This window comes from Proteocatella sp. QWL-06 (assembly GCF_058684135.1).
The window spans coordinates 97,063-113,057 of sequence record NZ_CM178755.1; the positions used below are offsets into that span (position 1 = coordinate 97,063).

The window sequence follows — 15,995 nt, forward strand, 5'->3', positions numbered from 1 at the left end:
GCAGGTAGAAATAATGGCAATAAGCAACTTTGTAAAACGAATCCAAGATGTAATGAGAAATGACTCGGGAGTAAATGGTGACGCCCAGAGGATTGAACAGATTGTCTGGATTCTATTTCTGAAAATATATGATGCAAAAGAAGAAACCTGGGAACTGTTAAATGATAACTATAAGTCCATCATTCCAGAAGGACTCAAGTGGCGTGATTGGGCAGTGGACAGAAAAGATGGAGAGGCGCTCACAGGAGATGCCCTTCTTGACTTTGTGAACAATACACTTTTTCCAACCCTTAAGAACCTGGAAATTGATGTAGACACACCGATGAGTCAGGTAATTGTCCGCTATGCTTTTGAAGATGCCAACAACTATCAGAAAGATGGTGTGCTTCTAAGGCAAGTAGTTAATATAATTGACGAGATTGACTTTACAGAGTACAAGGAGCGCCACGAATTTGGAACCATATACGAGTCTTTCTTAAAAGACCTTCAGAGTGCCGGTAATGCAGGTGAGTTCTATACACCAAGAGCAGTTACGGATTTTATGGTAAAAGTAGTGAAACCTGTTCTTGGTGACAAAATTGGAGATTTCGCCTGCGGCACAGGTGGATTCCTGACCTCTGCACTCAGCGAACTGGATAAGCAGGTAGGGAATTCTATCGACAATAGAGAGAGTTATAATAAATCAGTTTATGGAATAGAAAAGAAATCACTCCCCCATATACTTTGTGTAACTAATATGCTGATTCATGATATTGATGATCCAAACATTCTTCATGGTAATGCTCTGGAGATTGACTATAAAGATATGCGGAAGATGGATTCCTTTGATGTGGTTTTAATGAATCCTCCATACGGCGGAAATGAAAAAGACAGTGTAAAAGTAAACTTCCCAACAGAACTGCGAAGCTCTGAAACAGCAGACCTGTTTATGAATGTAATAATGTACAGACTAAAGAAGAACGGTCGAGCGGCAGTAATTCTGCCAGATGGTTTTCTTTTTGGTACAGATAACGCAAAATATAATATCAAGAAAAAACTGATGAGCGAGTTCAATCTCCACACAGTAATAAGGATGCCACATAGCGTTTTTGCACCTTATACATCTATCAGAACCAATATACTGTTCTTTGACAATACAGAGCCAACCAAGGAAACATGGTTCTACCGATTGGACATGCCAGAAGGATATAAAAACTTCTCCAAGACAAGACCTATGAAACTGGAGCATTTCAACGACGTACTAAACTGGTGGGATAATAGAGAAGAAATCGAAGTCGATGGATTCCCAAAAGCGAAGAAATATTCAATAGATGAAATCGTGGAAAAAGGATACAACATTGACCTTTGCGGTTTCCCTCATGAAGAAGAAGTGATTCTTGAACCAATGGCCTTGATTCAAGACTACCAGGAGAAGCGAGCATCCCTCAATGCAGAAATCGATCATGTATTAGATCAGATTACTTCAATGCTTGGAGGTAATTAAATGAATGCACAGGATTTAAAGAACAGCATTCTACAGCTTGCTATACAGGGAAAACTTGTAGAACAGAGAAAAGAAGAAGGCACTGCGAAAGAATTAATTGCAAAGATAAAAGCTGAAAAAGAAAAGCTGATTAAAGAAAAGAAAATTAAGAAAGAAAAACCACTTCCAGAGATTACAGAAGATGAAATTCCTTTTGACATTCCTGAAAGTTGGGAGTGGGTTAGATTATCTGAAATATCAGAAATGTATACTGGAAATAGTATCGCAAAAAATGTAAAAGATAATAAGTACTCTAAAGTATTAGATGGCTATGATTATATAGGGACAAAAGATGTTGGATTTGACAATAAGATTGACTATGAAAATGGAATCAAAATACCATTTGAAGAAGAAAAATTTAAGTATTCTTACGAAAACTGTATTTTAATGTGTATAGAGGGAGGCAGTGCTGGTAGGAAAATTGGAATTTTGGATAAAAAAGTATGTTTTGGTAATAAATTATGCTCGTTTAATGCTATAATTGTTAATCCGCAATTCTTATATTATTATCTTAAAAGTCCTGCGTTTTTCCAACTGTTCAAAATAGAAATGACTGGAATTATTGGTGGAGTTAGTATAGAAAAATTGAAAAAAATAATTATACCTCTTCCACCACTTGCAGAACAAAAGCGCATCGTAGCAAAGATCGAAGAGCTGATGCCTTATGTAGATAAATACGATGTAGCCTATTCTGAAGTGGAAAAGCTGAATAAAAAGTTCCCGGAAGATATGCAAAAGTCTATTCTGCAATATGCCATCCAAGGCAAGCTGGTAGAGCAGCGAGAAGAAGATGGAACAGCAGAAGACCTTTATAAGCAGATTCAAGAAGAAAAGAAAAAGCTGATTAAAGAAGGCAAGATTAAAAAGACTAAGGATCTTCCGGAAATCACAGAAGATGAGATTCCATTTGACATTCCAGAGAATTGGAAGTGGGTTAGGTTGGGTGATTTAGGAAGCTATAGAAAAGGACCTTTTGGAAGTGCATTAACAAAGGCAATATTTGTTCCTAAAAGCGAAAATACAGTGAAAGTATACGAACAAAAAAATGCTATACAGAAAGATGTAAATCTTGGCGAATATTATATTACACGTGAATACTTTGAATCTAAAATGAAAGGATTCGAATTGTTTCCAGGAGATATAATTGTTAGTTGTGCAGGTACTATCGGTGAAACATACATTATGCCTGACCAATTTGAACAAGGCATTATAAATCAGGCACTTATGCAAATGAAACTTACGCCGAGTGTTAATGTTGAATATTTCTTGCTGTATTTTGACTTTATTTTGAAAAAAACGGCTAGGCAAAGCAGCAAAGGTTCTGCAATAAAAAACATACCACCATTTGAAGAATTAAAGAGTTATTTAGTACCAATCCCACCACTCGCAGAACAAAAACGTATTGTGGAGAAGATAGAAGAACTTCTGCCTTACACAAAACAATTGGCAAAGAAGCATGATTAAATAACATTATTATCAGACGCAAATTTAAAAACTAAAAAACTCAAATTATTAAATCTTACCTACTTTTCAGGCGAGTTAATAATTTGAGTTTTTTCAATTATCTCTTTCTTATTATATCTGTTCCCATGTAAGGCACGAGCACGTCCGGCACCTTTACTGAGCCGTCAGCCATCTGGTAGTTTTCAAGGATTGCAGATACTGCTCTTCCTATTGCTACTCCAGAGCCGTTAAGCGTATGCACGAACTCAGGTTTTGACGCCTTGTCACGCTTGAATCTTATGTTGGCTCTTCTTGACTGGAAGTCCTCAAAGTTTGAGCATGAAGAGATCTCTACATATCTTCCGTAGCTTGGCATCCATACTTCAAGGTCGTATTTGAACGCCGCAGTGAATCCAAGGTCTCCAGAGCATATCTGAACCACTCTGTAAGGAAGTCCGAGCATCTGAAGCACTTTTTCTGCATCTGCAGTAAGTTTTTCAAGCTCATCATATGAATCTTCAGGCTTCGTGAATTTCACTAGCTCAACCTTGTTGAACTGGTGCTGTCTTATGAGGCCTCTTGTATCTCTTCCTGCTGAACCTGCTTCTGCCCTGAAGCAAGGAGTGTACGCACAGTATTTTATAGTAAGCTCATCTGCGCTGAGTACCTCGTCTCTGTGGATATTTGTCACAGGAACCTCAGCCGTTGGAACAAGGAAATACTCAAAGCCTTCGAGCTTGAACATGTCCTCTTCAAATTTAGGAAGCTGGCCTGTTCCTATGAAGCTCTGCCTGTTTGCTATGAAAGGTGGAAGCATCTCTCTGTAGCCATGCTGAGCAGTATGAGTATCAAGGAAGAAGTTCATTACTGAACGCTCGAGTCTTGCTCCAAGGTCCTTGTAAAGCGTGAATCTTGCGCCTGTTATCTTTCCGCCTGCTTCAAAGTCAAGTATGCTCAGGTCTGTTCCTACATCCCAGTGAGCTTTGGCTTCGAAATCAAATTTTGTAGGCTCTCCCCACTTTCTTATCTCAAGGTTGTCTTCATCCGTATCGCCCTTTATTACCTTAGGGTTTGGAACGTTAGGTATTGTGAGCATCTTGTTGAAAAGCTCAGTCTCAACGGCCTTCACTTCTTCGTCAAGCACCTTTATGCCGTCAGAAAGTCTCTTGAGGTCAGCCATGAGCTCTGTAGTGTCCTTTCCTTCCTTCTTGTACTGAGGTATAAGCTTTGAATCTGCATTAGACTCGCTCTTCATCACTTCAACCTTCTGAAGCAGCTCTATTCTCTTGTTGTCAAGCGCGATAACCTCTTCAAGCGAAAAGTCGGCTTCTCCTCTGAGATCCATTAGATGCTTTATGTTTTCAAGGTCCTGCTTGATGCGTTTGATATCTAACATGTGTTACCTCCTGTTATATAATAAATAAATTGATTTAAATAATGTCATGTAAAAAAACAAAAAACCGCATAAAAAAATCCTCACATCCATATAAATAGGACGAAGGTTATTCCGCGGTGCCACCTAAATTAGCATAAAATATGCTCAGCTCTTTGCCTGTAACGCGGGCGGCGTGCAGGTTTGCCTGCATGCTCCAAGGTAGATTCGGAAAGCTCCTCTGCAGATTCTCACCGACCATCTGCTCTCTTTGTGAAGGAAATCTGACCTACTTGTCCTCTTCATTGCTCATTATGTGTTTTTTCAGTATTCTTATTAGAATATTATCATTTAAAGAGTAATTTTGCAATAGTTTTTTACCAGTTGTGGTATAATAATGTTATGTGGTAAAATATGTAGGTTGTAAGAAAACAACGCTGCAAAAAAAGACGTAATATAAAAACAGTGAATGAAAATATAAGGAGGCAGGTTATGGCAAAAAGAGGCGGAGGTTTTCCAGGCGGCGCGATGCCGGGAAACATGAACAACATGATGAAGCAGGTTCAGAAGATGCAGAAGGACATGGAGAAGATGCAGGCTGAACTTGGTGAAAAAGAGGTAGAAGCTTCAGTTGGCGGAGGCGCTGTAGTAGTAAAGGCAAATGGAAACAAAGAGGTACTGTCAATAAAGATAAATCCGGAAGTAGTTGACCCGGATGACGTAGAGATGCTCGAAGACCTTGTGCTCACAGCTGTGAACCAGGCGCTCAAGGCTGCCGATGACATGATGGCCGGAGGAATGTCAAAAATCTCAGGCGGACTGGGAATGCCGGGGATGTTTTAATGCAGCACTTTTCTAATCATATTGATATACTGATAGAGCAGTTTGCCAAACTTCCGGGAATAGGCAGAAAGACTGCCCAGAGGCTTGCCTTTCATGTCATAAATCTGACTCAGGAAGAGGTGCAGGAGCTTGCAGATGCAGTAGTGAATGCAAAGAGCAACATAATGTACTGCGATGTCTGCTGCAACATAGCTGACAAGAGCCCATGCGCGATATGCGGCAATCCATCCAGGGATTCGAGCATAATATGCGTCGTGGAGGATCCAAGAGATGTGGCGGCAATGGAAAGATCGAGGGAATACAGAGGAAAGTACCATGTGCTTCATGGGACGATATCTCCTATGGATTCCATAACTCCGGATATGCTAAAGATCAAGGAGCTCATGAAGAGGCTCTCTGACAGTGAGCTCAAGGAAGTAATACTTGCTACAAACCCGACAATAGACGGGGAGGCTACGGCAATGTATATAGCGAGGCTCATAAAGCCGTTTGGAATAAAGGTGACCAGGATAGCTCACGGACTTCCGGTGGGCGGAGACATAGAGTATGCAGACGACGTAACCATAACAAGAGCCCTCGAGGGAAGAAGAGAGCTGTAATAATGTGGACAACCACAACATATTGTGGATAAGAAGGCTCAAAACTGTGGGCAACTCGGGATTTATCCACAATATTTAGGGTATAAAAAGATTTATACAAGTCTTAATCGTATTGAATGTTAGGAGAAAAAATGAAAGATATCAGTATTTTTGATGTAATCGGACCGAACATGATAGGTCCATCGAGCTCCCACACTGCCGGAGCCCTAAGAATAGCGCTTATAGCCTATAAACTGGCTGGAGGCGACATAAGAGAAGCTAGATTCGTGCTTTATGGTTCATTTGCCGAGACATACAGAGGCCATGGAACAGACAGAGCGCTTCTTGGCGGAATAATGGGCTTTGGAACTGAGGATGAAAGAATAAGAGACGCTTTTGAGCATGCAGACAGACTTGGCATAAAATACAGCTTTGAGACAAACTCTACGAACAAGAATGTACACCCTAATACAGTTGAGATATTCATAAAGAACTCAAAGGGTGAAGAAAAATCCATAATGGGAGAATCCATCGGAGGCGGAAACGTTCAGGTAAAACAGATAAATGGCGTAGAAGTAATGTTCACAGGAAAATACAGCACTATAATAGTAAGACAGAAGGACAGAAAGGGTGTAGTAGCCCATATCACGACTGCGCTCAGCGACTGCGACATAAACGTTGCCTTCATGAGAGTTTACAGAGAGCAGAAGGGTGAGACTGCATACACTATAATAGAAGCTGACGAGAAGATCGACAAGAGTGTTGTTGACAGGATACGCGAATGTGAAAATGTTGAAGATACTACCATAGTTGACATGTAATCCTGAAAAAGGGCTGAGTAAAGAAACAGATGATTGGAGATAAGATGAAAGAAAATAATATAAATTTTGATTTTGCAAATGCAGTAGAGCTCCTCGCGCTTACAGAGGAGACTGGAATGAGCATAGCACAGGTGATGCTGAGGAGAGAGGTTCAGGTTTTCGGAAGACCTGAGGAGAAGGTACTCTCAGATCTCATGCATTCATACAATATCATGAAGAATTCCACAAAGAAGGCTCTAAATGAAGATCTTAAGTCGATGGGCGGACTTCTTGGCGGAGAAGAAAAGCTGATAATGGCAAGAAAAGACAAGAACCCTGTGTGTGGAAGCTTTATGTCAAAGGTAATCGCATATTCAATGGGAGTGCTCGAGGTAAACACTTCAATGGGACTGATCGTTGCGGCGCCTACTGCCGGATCTTCAGGAGTAATCCCGGGAGTATTCACGGCTATTCAGGAGGAATATGACCTTACAGATGACCAGATGATGGATGCAATGCTTGTTGCATCTGCAGTAGGATATATAATCACGAGAAATGCAACCGTATCAGGAGCTGAAGGCGGATGTCAGGCTGAGATGGGATCTGCGTCTGCAATGGCTGCTGCGGCAATCACTGAGATCATGGGCGGAACTCCTTCTCAGGCACTCGACGCGGCAAGCTCTGCGATCGGAAACATGCTTGGACTCGTATGCGACCCTATAGCAGGACTTGTTGAGGTTCCATGCCAGAAGAGAAACGCAATGGGAGCGAGCAATGCGCTTATATGCGCAGAGATGACGCTTGCCGGAGTAATCAACCACATACCTTTTGATCAGACTGTGGATGCGATGTACCAGGTAGGAAGATCGCTCCCTTATGAGCTCAGAGAAACAGCGCTGGGCGGACTTGCAGCTACAAAGGCAGGATGCAACCTCTGTTCAAAGATATTCGGATAAAATCATAATAAGCATAAAAGGGAGCATTGACTCCCTTTTTTTCACAGAAAATCACACAAATTCATAAAAAATTTATAGAAATTTTATATCAATTCCACAATCCTGGAGTAGAATATTAAAGAGGCAGCAAGGAGAAGCAATGAAGTATATATCATTATCGTCCGGAAGCTGTGGCAACTGCCATTATATAACTGGTAGGGACACAAAGATAGTCATAGATGCAGGGATTTCCGGAAAGAGAGCAATCGAACATCTTGCCATGCATGGACAAAGCATGGACGGGCTGGACGCTATACTCGTCACGCATGAGCACATAGACCATATTCAGGCGGTAGGGATACTGAGCAGAAAATTCAATGCACCTGTCTATGCGACTGAAAAGACCTGGGAGCACATGAAGAGGCACGTAGGGAAAATAAAGGAAGAAAATGTCAGGGTGTTTAGAAGAGGGGAGACACTGGGTATCAAGGACATAGAGGTAGGCACCTTTGAGATAAGCCATGATGCAGTAGAGCCCGTTGGATATACCCTTACTCAGGGAAACCAGAAGATATCGGTAGTCACTGATATAGGATATGTTTCCGATGAGGTTTTCAGAAACATAAAAGGCTCGGATATAGCAGTCATAGAGTCCAATTATGATCCTCATATGCTGAACTACTGCAGCTATCCTTATCCTTTAAAGCAGAGAATAAGATCAGAAACAGGGCATCTCAGCAACGAAGAGGCTGGATATCTTGGTGCAGCGCTCATAAAGAGCGGAACCCGAAAACTGCTTCTTGCCCATCTCAGCAAGGAAAGCAACCTGCCGCAGCTGGCGTTTCAGACTGTCGCATCCATACTTGCGGAGCAGGATATAGGACCTGAGGACGCAGGTCTCGATGTTATGCTCAGAGGAAGGGTTTCAAAAATATACTCAATAGAATAGAGGGATGAAAATGAAGAAAAACAAGATACTGCTTATTGCGCTCATAGGTGCGATTGCAGGGAGCATGCTTACTATTACAGTGCTTCCGCTCATAAACGGCCTTCCTATAATAGGGGGAGGGAATGGGGGAGCCCAGACTACCATAAATGTGCCTGAGGAAAATACTGAGAATGTATACAAGGCAGTCATAAAGAAAGCCATGCCTTCTGTGGTAGGAATAACTACAGTGGTAGATGTTGGAAACTTATTTACAGGACCTATGCAGCAGACTGGAGTAGGGACGGGAGTAATAATAGATGCAAAAGGCATGATACTGACCAACTCCCATGTAATACAGGATGGAGAGGCAAAGGATGTCACAGTGCTGTTCGATGACGGTTCAAAGAGCAAGGCTGAGATACTCTGGTCAGACAAGACTCTCGATCTTGCCATGATAAAGGTAAACAAGGCCGGGCTACAGGTGGCTGAGCTTGGAGACAGTGACAAGGTTGAAGTCGGAGACATGGCGATTGCCATAGGAAACCCACTCGGACTTGAATTTCAGCGTTCAGTCACAGAAGGAATAATAAGCGGACTTGGGCGTACAATCCAGACCGATGCCAATACTACCATGGACAACCTCATACAGACGAGTGCAGCCATAAACCCTGGAAACAGTGGAGGACCTCTTCTGAATTCAAAGGGACAGGTGATAGGCATAAATACTGCCAAGGCCAGCACCGGAGAAGGACTGGGATTTGCCATACCTATAAACATAGCAAAGCCTATCGTGAACCAGTTCATAGAGACTGGGTCATTCCAGAAGGTTACCCTGGGGATACAGGGAATAGATGCTCAGTATTATGAGCAGGCAACAGGAATAGATACGGGTGCAGACAGCGGAGTATTTGTGGCAAAGATAGATGCAGATTCTGTAGCGTTCAAATCAGGACTCATGGTGAATGACGTCATAGTCAAGATGGACAATGCGAAGATAGAGCAGATGCAGGATCTTGTGAAATACCTTTACACCGTCAAAAAGGGCGATACCGTCAAAGCGCAGGTGCTCAGAGAGGGCAAGAAGGTAGATCTGGAGTTCGCATTCTAAAAGGGCTTAGTAACTGTCTGAGAAAAGCTTATAAACAGGTTCAAAAATCATCAAATAAGAATATCCCCCTTGAAATCTGACAGGATCATTCCTGCGAGATTTTGAGGGGTTTTTGTGTTAATAAAGTGAAAAAAACTGCCAGTAGTGGTATAATGTTTATAATAATGTCAATTCATAGAAAAGGAAACGGAGAAGTCATGTTTTTTCAGGAAAAGACTGTCAGAGAAAAGAGAGAGACCTGCATACCGAATACATTTTTTGAGCAGATACTGCCAATAGTGAATCCGGTGATGCTTAAGATATACATGTATGCATACTACCTCAGCAAAAATCCATCAGATCATGCAGATGAGGAAGATTTGATACAGAGCAACGAAGACCTTGCGCAGAAGCTCGATGTAACGCTAGATGACGTGCTTTCCTGCTGGGATTTTTTCGAATCCTGCGGCCTCATAAAAAAGCACAGGATAAACGAGGAGCAGGCCCAGTCATTCTCCGTTGAGTTTCGAAACCTCCATGAGGTGGGGCTTGTTACAAAGCCGTCAAAGGTAACTACCGATGAGCTTCTGGTGGCATATCAGAATGAAGAATACAGAAAGATGTATGACCAGATAGAGCAGACTATCCAGATTCCACTTATGCACTATGATATGCAGAAGATAAACGAGTTCATAAATCAGTACAACGTATCAAAGGAGCTTGTCGTGGAGGCTATGAAATTCAACCTTTACAGGAAGAAGTCAAAATCTGTGGCATCTGCGCTCGGTATACTGAGAAACTGGCATCTTGATGGAATAAGGAGCTCTCAGGATCTTGACGTCATGCTGAGGAGCAAGGAGAAGAGGTATCTTGAATACAAGAAGATACTTGCGAGCCTCGGAGAATACCGCCTGCCTACAAAGCCGGAAGAAGAGATGATGGACGTATGGCTTGATGAGTACAGATTTACAATAGAGGTCATAGAGGATGCCCTCAGCAGGACCACCGCAATAAAGAGTCCCAACATGAACTACTTAAACGGAATACTCAAGAACTGGAATGAAAAGCTCAAGGAAAAATCGGATGAAAAAGAAACCACCGGCGGCAGCGTGCCAGCCTCTGCATCAAAGTCATCCTCATTCGAGAGAGAGGACAGAACTGATTTCAGGGCGAAGATATTAAGTCTTGTAAGATTTACACGCAAAACCATGAGCAGAGCTGAGATAGACAGCCTCAATTTTCTGTATGAGCACTATCACTATGACGATATAGAGCTTGCCGCGAAATGGCTGAAGGAAAAGGGTACTCCGGTAAGCCTTGAAAATCTCTGCAGGATACTGCTGGATCCTTCGATGAATGAAGAATCCGAAAAAGTCACGATGGAAGACATAAAGAAGATAGAGACGAGCAGCCCGGACAGGTACAAGCCAAAGAATCAGTCAAATCCTGCAGCTCTGGATGGCAAGCCTCGGGAGATGGACGAGCTTGAAAAGAGGCTCCAGAAGAAACTTTTTGAAAAGCTTGCGAAGAAAGAAAAAGACAGAGAAGATAACAGGGAAAACACCAATGAAAATAACAGTTAAAACATATATGGGAACAGAGGTAGCATGGAAAAGATAGAATATATATACCAGAGAAAGAGAGATCAGAAGGAAGCCGAGCTTCAGAGGCGAAAGGACATCATATACTCTGCAAATCCGGAGCTTGAGGAGATGGACAGGCAGATAAGGCTGCTCAACCTGGACAACACCAGAAATACAGTGCTGGGAAGGATTCAGGAAGCTGCAGAGTCTGCAGAAAGGCTTGCGGAGGCAAAGGAAAAAAGACGCATATACATGGAAGAAAACGAGATAAATCCGCTCGACCTTAAGCTGAGATATGAATGCGAGATCTGCAGGGACAGGGGCTATGTGGAGAAGATGGGACGCTTTGAAAAATGCTCATGCCTCATAAGACTTCAGGAACAGCTCAGATACAGGAAATCAAATCTTGTGAAGAGGGTCGAAAAGGAAAATTTCAGGACCTTCAGTCTCGATATATTCGACAATGAGACAAAATATGTAATCCATCCGGAGCAGGGAATAGAAAAGACCCCGAGAGAGCAGATGGAGCTTATACTGAGGGAGACAAGGAGCTTCATAGACAACTTTGACTCAGAGGACACCAAGGGGCTGCTTTTTTACGGAGGCACCGGGCTCGGAAAGAGCTTCATGTGCTCGGCTGTAGCCAAAGAAATGATGGACAGGGGAAAGACGGTAAGATACTATACCGCCAACGAGCTCATAGGCATGCTTCAGATGTATACCTTTGACAGGGAGAGCTTTCTCAAGAATCACATTATAGAGGACTACAGAGAGCTCGATGATGTGGACCTTCTGATAATAGACGACCTTGGCGCAGAGCTTACGAACAGCTTCGTCAGGACTTCTCTGTTCAATATAATAAATACGAGGATAATCAAGGATAAGAAGATGATAATATCAACCAACCTGACTCCGACAGAGCTCAGGGAAAGATATGAGGAAAGGATATTCTCAAGGCTTATAATGTATGTGGATACCTACAAGTTCGTAGGCGAAGACCTGAGATGGTAGAGGTGGACGAATGAGTGACAGAGTGGCTGAAAATAAGAACAGATTCATGGAGATATATAAGACTCATATAAAGAGGGAAGGCGCGGACCGCCTTCTGACATATCTGGAGAAAAGCGATTTTTTCACGGCGCCCTCTTCGACAAGGTTCCACTGCAGCTATGAGGGGGGACTGTGCGAGCACAGTCTCAATGTATATGACTGCCTCAAGGATTACCTTTCAAGGGACTTTGTCAGAAACAGGTACAATCTGAATCCTTCAGAGGAAAAAATTGCCATAGTAGCCCTACTTCATGACCTGTGCAAGGTGAATACCTATGTGGTAAGCATGAGGAACAAGAAGGATGAAAACGGACAGTGGGTACAGGTTCCCTTCTATGAATTCAAAGAAAAGTTTAACTACGGGAGCCATGGCGGCAAGAGCATATTTATAATCCAGGAATTCATGAAGCTCGACCCGGAGGAGCAGGTAGCCATAAACTGCCATATGGGAGCATATGACAGGATGCCTGGAGACTTCAGCCTGAACAACGCATACGCACAGTTTCCGCTCGCGCTCGCGCTTCATATCGCAGATGTGGAGTCCACAGTTATCCTGGAGCATGAATAGACCGTACCAGTTTTTCACTGAACCTGATTTGATTCAGCTTCATTAAGGGTATAACATATCTAGAGGATAAAGTATGAATTAATGTTTCAGGTTTTTGAAAAAAGGAGGATCGGATATGAGTCTATTCAAGAAAAGTATAAGCGACGCACTCGAGGATGTAAAGGACAAGGCAGGAGAGCTTAAGAAAAAAGCTGAGGACAAGGCCGACGAGCTCAAAGACAAGCTTTAATAACTGAAAATGAGCATAAAGATACCCGGGAGTTTATCCTCGGGTATCTTTGCGTGTGTCAAGGTATGCTCTGTATATTTCTGATCCGCTTTGTCTCTCTATCTCAGGATATACGGATTCTGCAGATTTTTTGAATTCTTCTTTAATATTTTCAGGAAGGCTTATTATCATTGTGCCGTCAGAGCTTATGTCGCTTATCTTCTGCTTTACCCTTTCATCTGAAGCATTTCTTGCGAAATCCCGGGCAGATGCTGAAGCCTCTTCTATGATCTTCTGCTGATCAGGGTCAAGTTCCTGGTAAAATTCGTCGCTGACGATGAGGGAGATATAGTGAGGTACATGGTTTGTCTCTATAATATATTTCTGCTGCTCATGGAGCCTCCCGGAAGCAATTACCTCATAAGGATTTTCCTGTGCATCTATCGTCCCCTGCTGAAGTCCTACATATACCTCGTTGAAGGACATAGGAGTCGGATTTGTGCCAATGGTCTTCCAGAATCTTATGTGATTTGGATTTTCCATAGTCCTTATCTTCAGGCCCTTGAAATCAATCATATTATCAATTTCCCTGTTGGTGGACATAACTCTGAAGCCCTGGTCTGCAAATCCGAGCACTCTGTAGCCGGATTTTATGTAGACCTCTTCTATCATGGAATAGAAATAAGGATCGTCAACTGCAGCTCTTGCGCTCTGGATGTCATCAAAAGCGCAGGGCAGGTCGAATATCGATATCTCTGGCATGAAAGCGACCTGAGGTGCGGTATTCTGGACTACAAAGGGTATGTCGCCGCTCGCGCAGCTCTCAAGGAGCTCTCTGTCTCCACCAAGGGTGCTGTTTGGATAAACCTCGATCTTCATGCTGCCATTACTGAGCCTGGATACTTCGTCGGCAAATCTCTGTGCGAATATATGGGTCACCGTGTCCTCGGGGCTTGCGGTTGCTACTGGCCATGCATATCTCTGGACTTCATCCTGCTGTGAGCTGCAGCCTGACATCAGGAGAACTGCCGATGACAGCAGAATCAGAGACAGCTTTTTATATTTGATTCTGTTTGATTTCATTAAAAGTATCTCCTTATGTTTGAACCCCAGTATCAAAGCAGCATGAGGCTTATCTGAGGGAATATTGATATGAGCACGAGCGCAGCCAGGAAAAATCCAATCAGCGGGATGACTCTTGAGGCGATCTGGGCTACCGGGATGCCTGATATCGTGCTTGCAACAAACAGGTTGACTCCAATCGGAGGAGTGACAAATCCTATGGCAAGGTTCACTACCATGATTACTCCAAAATGCACGGGATCTATTCCGACCTCGCGTATTATCGGCAGAAGCACGGGTGCAAGTATAAGTATTGCAGGGGTAGTGTCCATGAGCATTCCTACTGCCAGCAGGAGAAGATTGATTATAATGAGAATCGCAAGTCGGCTGCTGAAGTTTGATAGTATGAGCTCCGAAAGCTGCTGAGGGATCTGCATGAGAGTAAGGACTCTTGAGAAGGCCATTGAAGCAGCGAGTATGAACAGTATGGGCGTGAATGTGCGTATAGCCTCCGATATTATCTCCTTCATGTCTGAAACTCTGAGGCTTCTGTAAATCAGCATGCTTACGGCCACGGAGTAGAATACGGATATCACGGCGGCCTCTGTTGGAGATGTGATGCCGGCATATATGCAGCCAAGCACTATTACAGGAGCCATGAGTGCAGACAGGCTGTCTCTTATGACACTTGATATTCCCCTGTCATGGAGCTCCTGAATCCTTTTATCTATAAGGGTCCGGTCTTCGCCGTTCCTTATGCAGTACAGAATGCAGTAAATCATAAGTAACAGTGAAATCAGCAGACCCGGCATTATGCCGGCAATGAACAGACTGCTGACGGACTGGCCTGATGCCATTGCATACATTATGAACGGTATGCTCGGAGGGATTATTACCCCGATTCCGCCGGCTACTGCAACTATCGCGGTGCTGAACTTGCGGTCATATCCAAGAGCTGTGAGCACTGGGATGGTCATGCTGCCTACTGCTGCGACTGTTGCCGGGCCCGATCCTGAGATGGCCCCGAAAAACATGCAGGTAGCCACAACTGAGCAGGGGATTCCTGCGGGAAATCTCCCAAAAAGCAGTGAGAACACGTCAAATATCTTTTCTGAGATGCCGCCTCTTGCCATTATTATGCCGGAAAGCACGAACATGGGGACTGCTATGAGCGGAAAGCTGTCTATCCCGCCAACCATGGAGCGTATTACAAACTGCCCGCTCGCAGTAAAGGAAGGGTCGAATGCTCCGGGAAGCACCGATGCTATCCCGAGGGATATCGAAACCGGTATTGCCAGAAGTATTGATATTATGAATATTATCATTATGACAAGAGATGACATCAATTTCCTCCTTTGCTCATGGCAGAGCCTTTACAGCTTCTTATGGTCCTCAATTCTGCGATCCACCTCTGAACTATGCGTATGAAGGCAAGCGAGAAGCCTGCAAGTGGTGCGCTCTGGACCAGACACATCGGGATTCCAAGCGCAGGGCTGACCTGGCCGCTTGTGATCGATGAACTCAGGTACATGACGCTGTAAGGGATGAGATATGAAAAGAGGCCCAGCTCAATCGTATGATTGATGAGCTTGAGCACAGCCTGATTTTTCTCTGAAAATAGGTGAATGAACTGCTCTATCTTGATTGATATGCATCTTTTGGTGCAGTAGCTTATGCTGAGGAAGGCGGACCATATGAACATGTATCTGGTTAACTCCTCTGACCACGAAAGTGAAGAGCCAAGGGCATATCTCGAGAATACCTGTATTCCCATGACAAGCGCCATGCCACACAGAAGCATTGCAAGCAGAGCCTCTTCAAGATTCTCGTCCAGCCATTTTATCATATCGTCCGCCTCCTTTTTATAATAATTTTAATACATGTACCGAGAATTCCCCCTCCTCTAAACTACCTTGCTCGTATTAACGAGAGTGAAGGCGGTGGGATGAATCGGTTTATGAGTGTTTATAATACTTTTGTAGGGGTATAATATAATCAGTCGTAATAGGAAAGGAT

At 43.3% G+C, this 15,995-nt stretch carries 15 protein-coding genes and 1 other annotated feature; of the genes, 11 read left to right on the forward strand and 4 right to left on the reverse strand.

Features of this window, described 5'->3' with window-relative positions; genetic code table 11:
- Nucleotides 1–13 precede the first annotated feature (13 nt).
- Nucleotides 14–1,483, forward strand: a complete 1,470-nt coding sequence (locus AC4PGZ_RS00490) for a class I SAM-dependent DNA methyltransferase (RefSeq protein WP_492159130.1) — start codon at nucleotides 14–16, stop codon at nucleotides 1,481–1,483.
- The gene (locus tag AC4PGZ_RS00495; protein ID WP_492159131.1) at nucleotides 1,484–2,986 is read left to right on the forward strand and encodes a restriction endonuclease subunit S; all 1,503 of its coding nucleotides are present in this window, start codon (nucleotides 1,484–1,486) and stop codon (nucleotides 2,984–2,986) included.
- A gap of 97 nt (nucleotides 2,987–3,083) precedes the next feature.
- On the opposite strand, the gene serS is transcribed toward AC4PGZ_RS00495, so the two are convergent.
- Nucleotides 3,084–4,361, reverse strand: a complete 1,278-nt coding sequence (gene serS, locus AC4PGZ_RS00500) for a serine--tRNA ligase (protein WP_492159133.1) — start codon at nucleotides 4,359–4,361, stop codon at nucleotides 3,084–3,086.
- A gap of 92 nt (nucleotides 4,362–4,453) precedes the next feature.
- Nucleotides 4,454–4,652, reverse strand: a binding site (T-box leader).
- A gap of 177 nt (nucleotides 4,653–4,829) precedes the next feature.
- Between serS and AC4PGZ_RS00505 the strand changes: the two genes are divergently transcribed.
- From AC4PGZ_RS00505 to AC4PGZ_RS00545, 9 genes are all read left to right on the forward strand, one after another.
- Nucleotides 4,830–5,180: a YbaB/EbfC family nucleoid-associated protein gene (locus AC4PGZ_RS00505; RefSeq protein WP_492159134.1), complete on the forward strand. Its 351-nt coding sequence runs from the start codon at nucleotides 4,830–4,832 to the stop codon at nucleotides 5,178–5,180.
- A complete protein-coding gene (gene recR, locus AC4PGZ_RS00510; protein WP_492159135.1) occupies nucleotides 5,180–5,779 on the forward strand; it encodes a recombination mediator RecR in 600 nt (199 codons plus the stop codon). Before AC4PGZ_RS00505 ends, recR begins: the two co-directional genes overlap by 1 nt.
- Before the next feature lie 131 nt (nucleotides 5,780–5,910).
- On the forward strand, nucleotides 5,911–6,579 hold the full coding sequence (sdaAB, locus tag AC4PGZ_RS00515; protein WP_492159136.1) for an L-serine ammonia-lyase, iron-sulfur-dependent subunit beta: 669 nt from the start codon (nucleotides 5,911–5,913) through the stop codon (nucleotides 6,577–6,579).
- Nucleotides 6,580–6,623: 44 nt separating this feature from the next.
- A complete protein-coding gene (gene sdaAA / locus AC4PGZ_RS00520; protein WP_492159138.1) occupies nucleotides 6,624–7,514 on the forward strand; it encodes an L-serine ammonia-lyase, iron-sulfur-dependent, subunit alpha in 891 nt (296 codons plus the stop codon).
- 139 nt (nucleotides 7,515–7,653) lie between these two features.
- Complete coding sequence (locus AC4PGZ_RS00525) at nucleotides 7,654–8,442, forward strand: MBL fold metallo-hydrolase (protein ID WP_492159139.1); 789 nt, start codon at nucleotides 7,654–7,656, stop codon at nucleotides 8,440–8,442.
- 10 nt (nucleotides 8,443–8,452) lie between these two features.
- Nucleotides 8,453–9,529 (forward strand): serine protease HtrA, encoded by a 1,077-nt coding sequence (htrA, locus tag AC4PGZ_RS00530; protein WP_492159141.1) that lies wholly within the window; start codon nucleotides 8,453–8,455, stop codon nucleotides 9,527–9,529.
- A gap of 152 nt (nucleotides 9,530–9,681) precedes the next feature.
- A complete protein-coding gene (locus tag AC4PGZ_RS00535; RefSeq protein ID WP_492159142.1) occupies nucleotides 9,682–11,091 on the forward strand; it encodes a DnaD domain-containing protein in 1,410 nt (469 codons plus the stop codon).
- A gap of 24 nt (nucleotides 11,092–11,115) precedes the next feature.
- Nucleotides 11,116–12,102 (forward strand): ATP-binding protein, encoded by a 987-nt coding sequence (locus tag AC4PGZ_RS00540; protein ID WP_492159143.1) that lies wholly within the window; start codon nucleotides 11,116–11,118, stop codon nucleotides 12,100–12,102.
- A gap of 10 nt (nucleotides 12,103–12,112) precedes the next feature.
- Nucleotides 12,113–12,709: an HD domain-containing protein gene (locus AC4PGZ_RS00545; protein WP_492159144.1), complete on the forward strand. Its 597-nt coding sequence runs from the start codon at nucleotides 12,113–12,115 to the stop codon at nucleotides 12,707–12,709.
- 262 nt (nucleotides 12,710–12,971) lie between these two features.
- Here AC4PGZ_RS00545 and AC4PGZ_RS00550 read toward each other — a convergent pair whose 3' ends face one another.
- The 3 genes from AC4PGZ_RS00550 to AC4PGZ_RS00560 are packed head-to-tail and all read right to left on the reverse strand — an operon-like array spanning nucleotide 12,972 to nucleotide 15,825.
- Entirely contained in the window at nucleotides 12,972–14,000 is a 1,029-nt protein-coding gene (locus AC4PGZ_RS00550) for a TRAP transporter substrate-binding protein (protein ID WP_492159145.1), read from the reverse strand.
- A 32-nt stretch (nucleotides 14,001–14,032) separates the two neighbouring features.
- Nucleotides 14,033–15,322, reverse strand: a complete 1,290-nt coding sequence (locus AC4PGZ_RS00555) for a TRAP transporter large permease (RefSeq protein WP_492159146.1) — start codon at nucleotides 15,320–15,322, stop codon at nucleotides 14,033–14,035.
- Nucleotides 15,322–15,825, reverse strand: a complete 504-nt coding sequence (locus tag AC4PGZ_RS00560; RefSeq protein ID WP_492159147.1) for a TRAP transporter small permease — start codon at nucleotides 15,823–15,825, stop codon at nucleotides 15,322–15,324. Before AC4PGZ_RS00560 ends, AC4PGZ_RS00555 begins: the two co-directional genes overlap by 1 nt.
- Between the last annotated feature and the right edge of the window lie 170 nt (nucleotides 15,826–15,995).

Excerpts from the sequence above, each read along its gene's own strand:
- AC4PGZ_RS00490 (WP_492159130.1), top strand. The coding sequence starts at position 14 with ATGGCAATAAGCAACTTTGTAAAACGAATCCAAGATGTAATGAGAAAT.
- AC4PGZ_RS00495 (WP_492159131.1), top strand. The coding sequence starts at position 1,484 with ATGAATGCACAGGATTTAAAGAACAGCATTCTACAGCTTGCTATACAG.
- serS (WP_492159133.1), bottom strand. The coding sequence starts at position 4,361 with ATGTTAGATATCAAACGCATCAAGCAGGACCTTGAAAACATAAAGCAT.
- AC4PGZ_RS00505 (WP_492159134.1), top strand. The coding sequence starts at position 4,830 with ATGGCAAAAAGAGGCGGAGGTTTTCCAGGCGGCGCGATGCCGGGAAAC.
- recR (WP_492159135.1), top strand. The coding sequence starts at position 5,180 with ATGCAGCACTTTTCTAATCATATTGATATACTGATAGAGCAGTTTGCC.
- sdaAB (WP_492159136.1), top strand. The coding sequence starts at position 5,911 with ATGAAAGATATCAGTATTTTTGATGTAATCGGACCGAACATGATAGGT.
- sdaAA (WP_492159138.1), top strand. The coding sequence starts at position 6,624 with ATGAAAGAAAATAATATAAATTTTGATTTTGCAAATGCAGTAGAGCTC.
- AC4PGZ_RS00525 (WP_492159139.1), top strand. The coding sequence starts at position 7,654 with ATGAAGTATATATCATTATCGTCCGGAAGCTGTGGCAACTGCCATTAT.
- htrA (WP_492159141.1), top strand. The coding sequence starts at position 8,453 with ATGAAGAAAAACAAGATACTGCTTATTGCGCTCATAGGTGCGATTGCA.
- AC4PGZ_RS00535 (WP_492159142.1), top strand. The coding sequence starts at position 9,682 with ATGTTTATAATAATGTCAATTCATAGAAAAGGAAACGGAGAAGTCATG.
- AC4PGZ_RS00540 (WP_492159143.1), top strand. The coding sequence starts at position 11,116 with ATGGAAAAGATAGAATATATATACCAGAGAAAGAGAGATCAGAAGGAA.
- AC4PGZ_RS00545 (WP_492159144.1), top strand. The coding sequence starts at position 12,113 with ATGAGTGACAGAGTGGCTGAAAATAAGAACAGATTCATGGAGATATAT.
- AC4PGZ_RS00550 (WP_492159145.1), bottom strand. The coding sequence starts at position 14,000 with ATGAAATCAAACAGAATCAAATATAAAAAGCTGTCTCTGATTCTGCTG.
- AC4PGZ_RS00555 (WP_492159146.1), bottom strand. The coding sequence starts at position 15,322 with ATGTCATCTCTTGTCATAATGATAATATTCATAATATCAATACTTCTG.
- AC4PGZ_RS00560 (WP_492159147.1), bottom strand. The coding sequence starts at position 15,825 with ATGATAAAATGGCTGGACGAGAATCTTGAAGAGGCTCTGCTTGCAATG.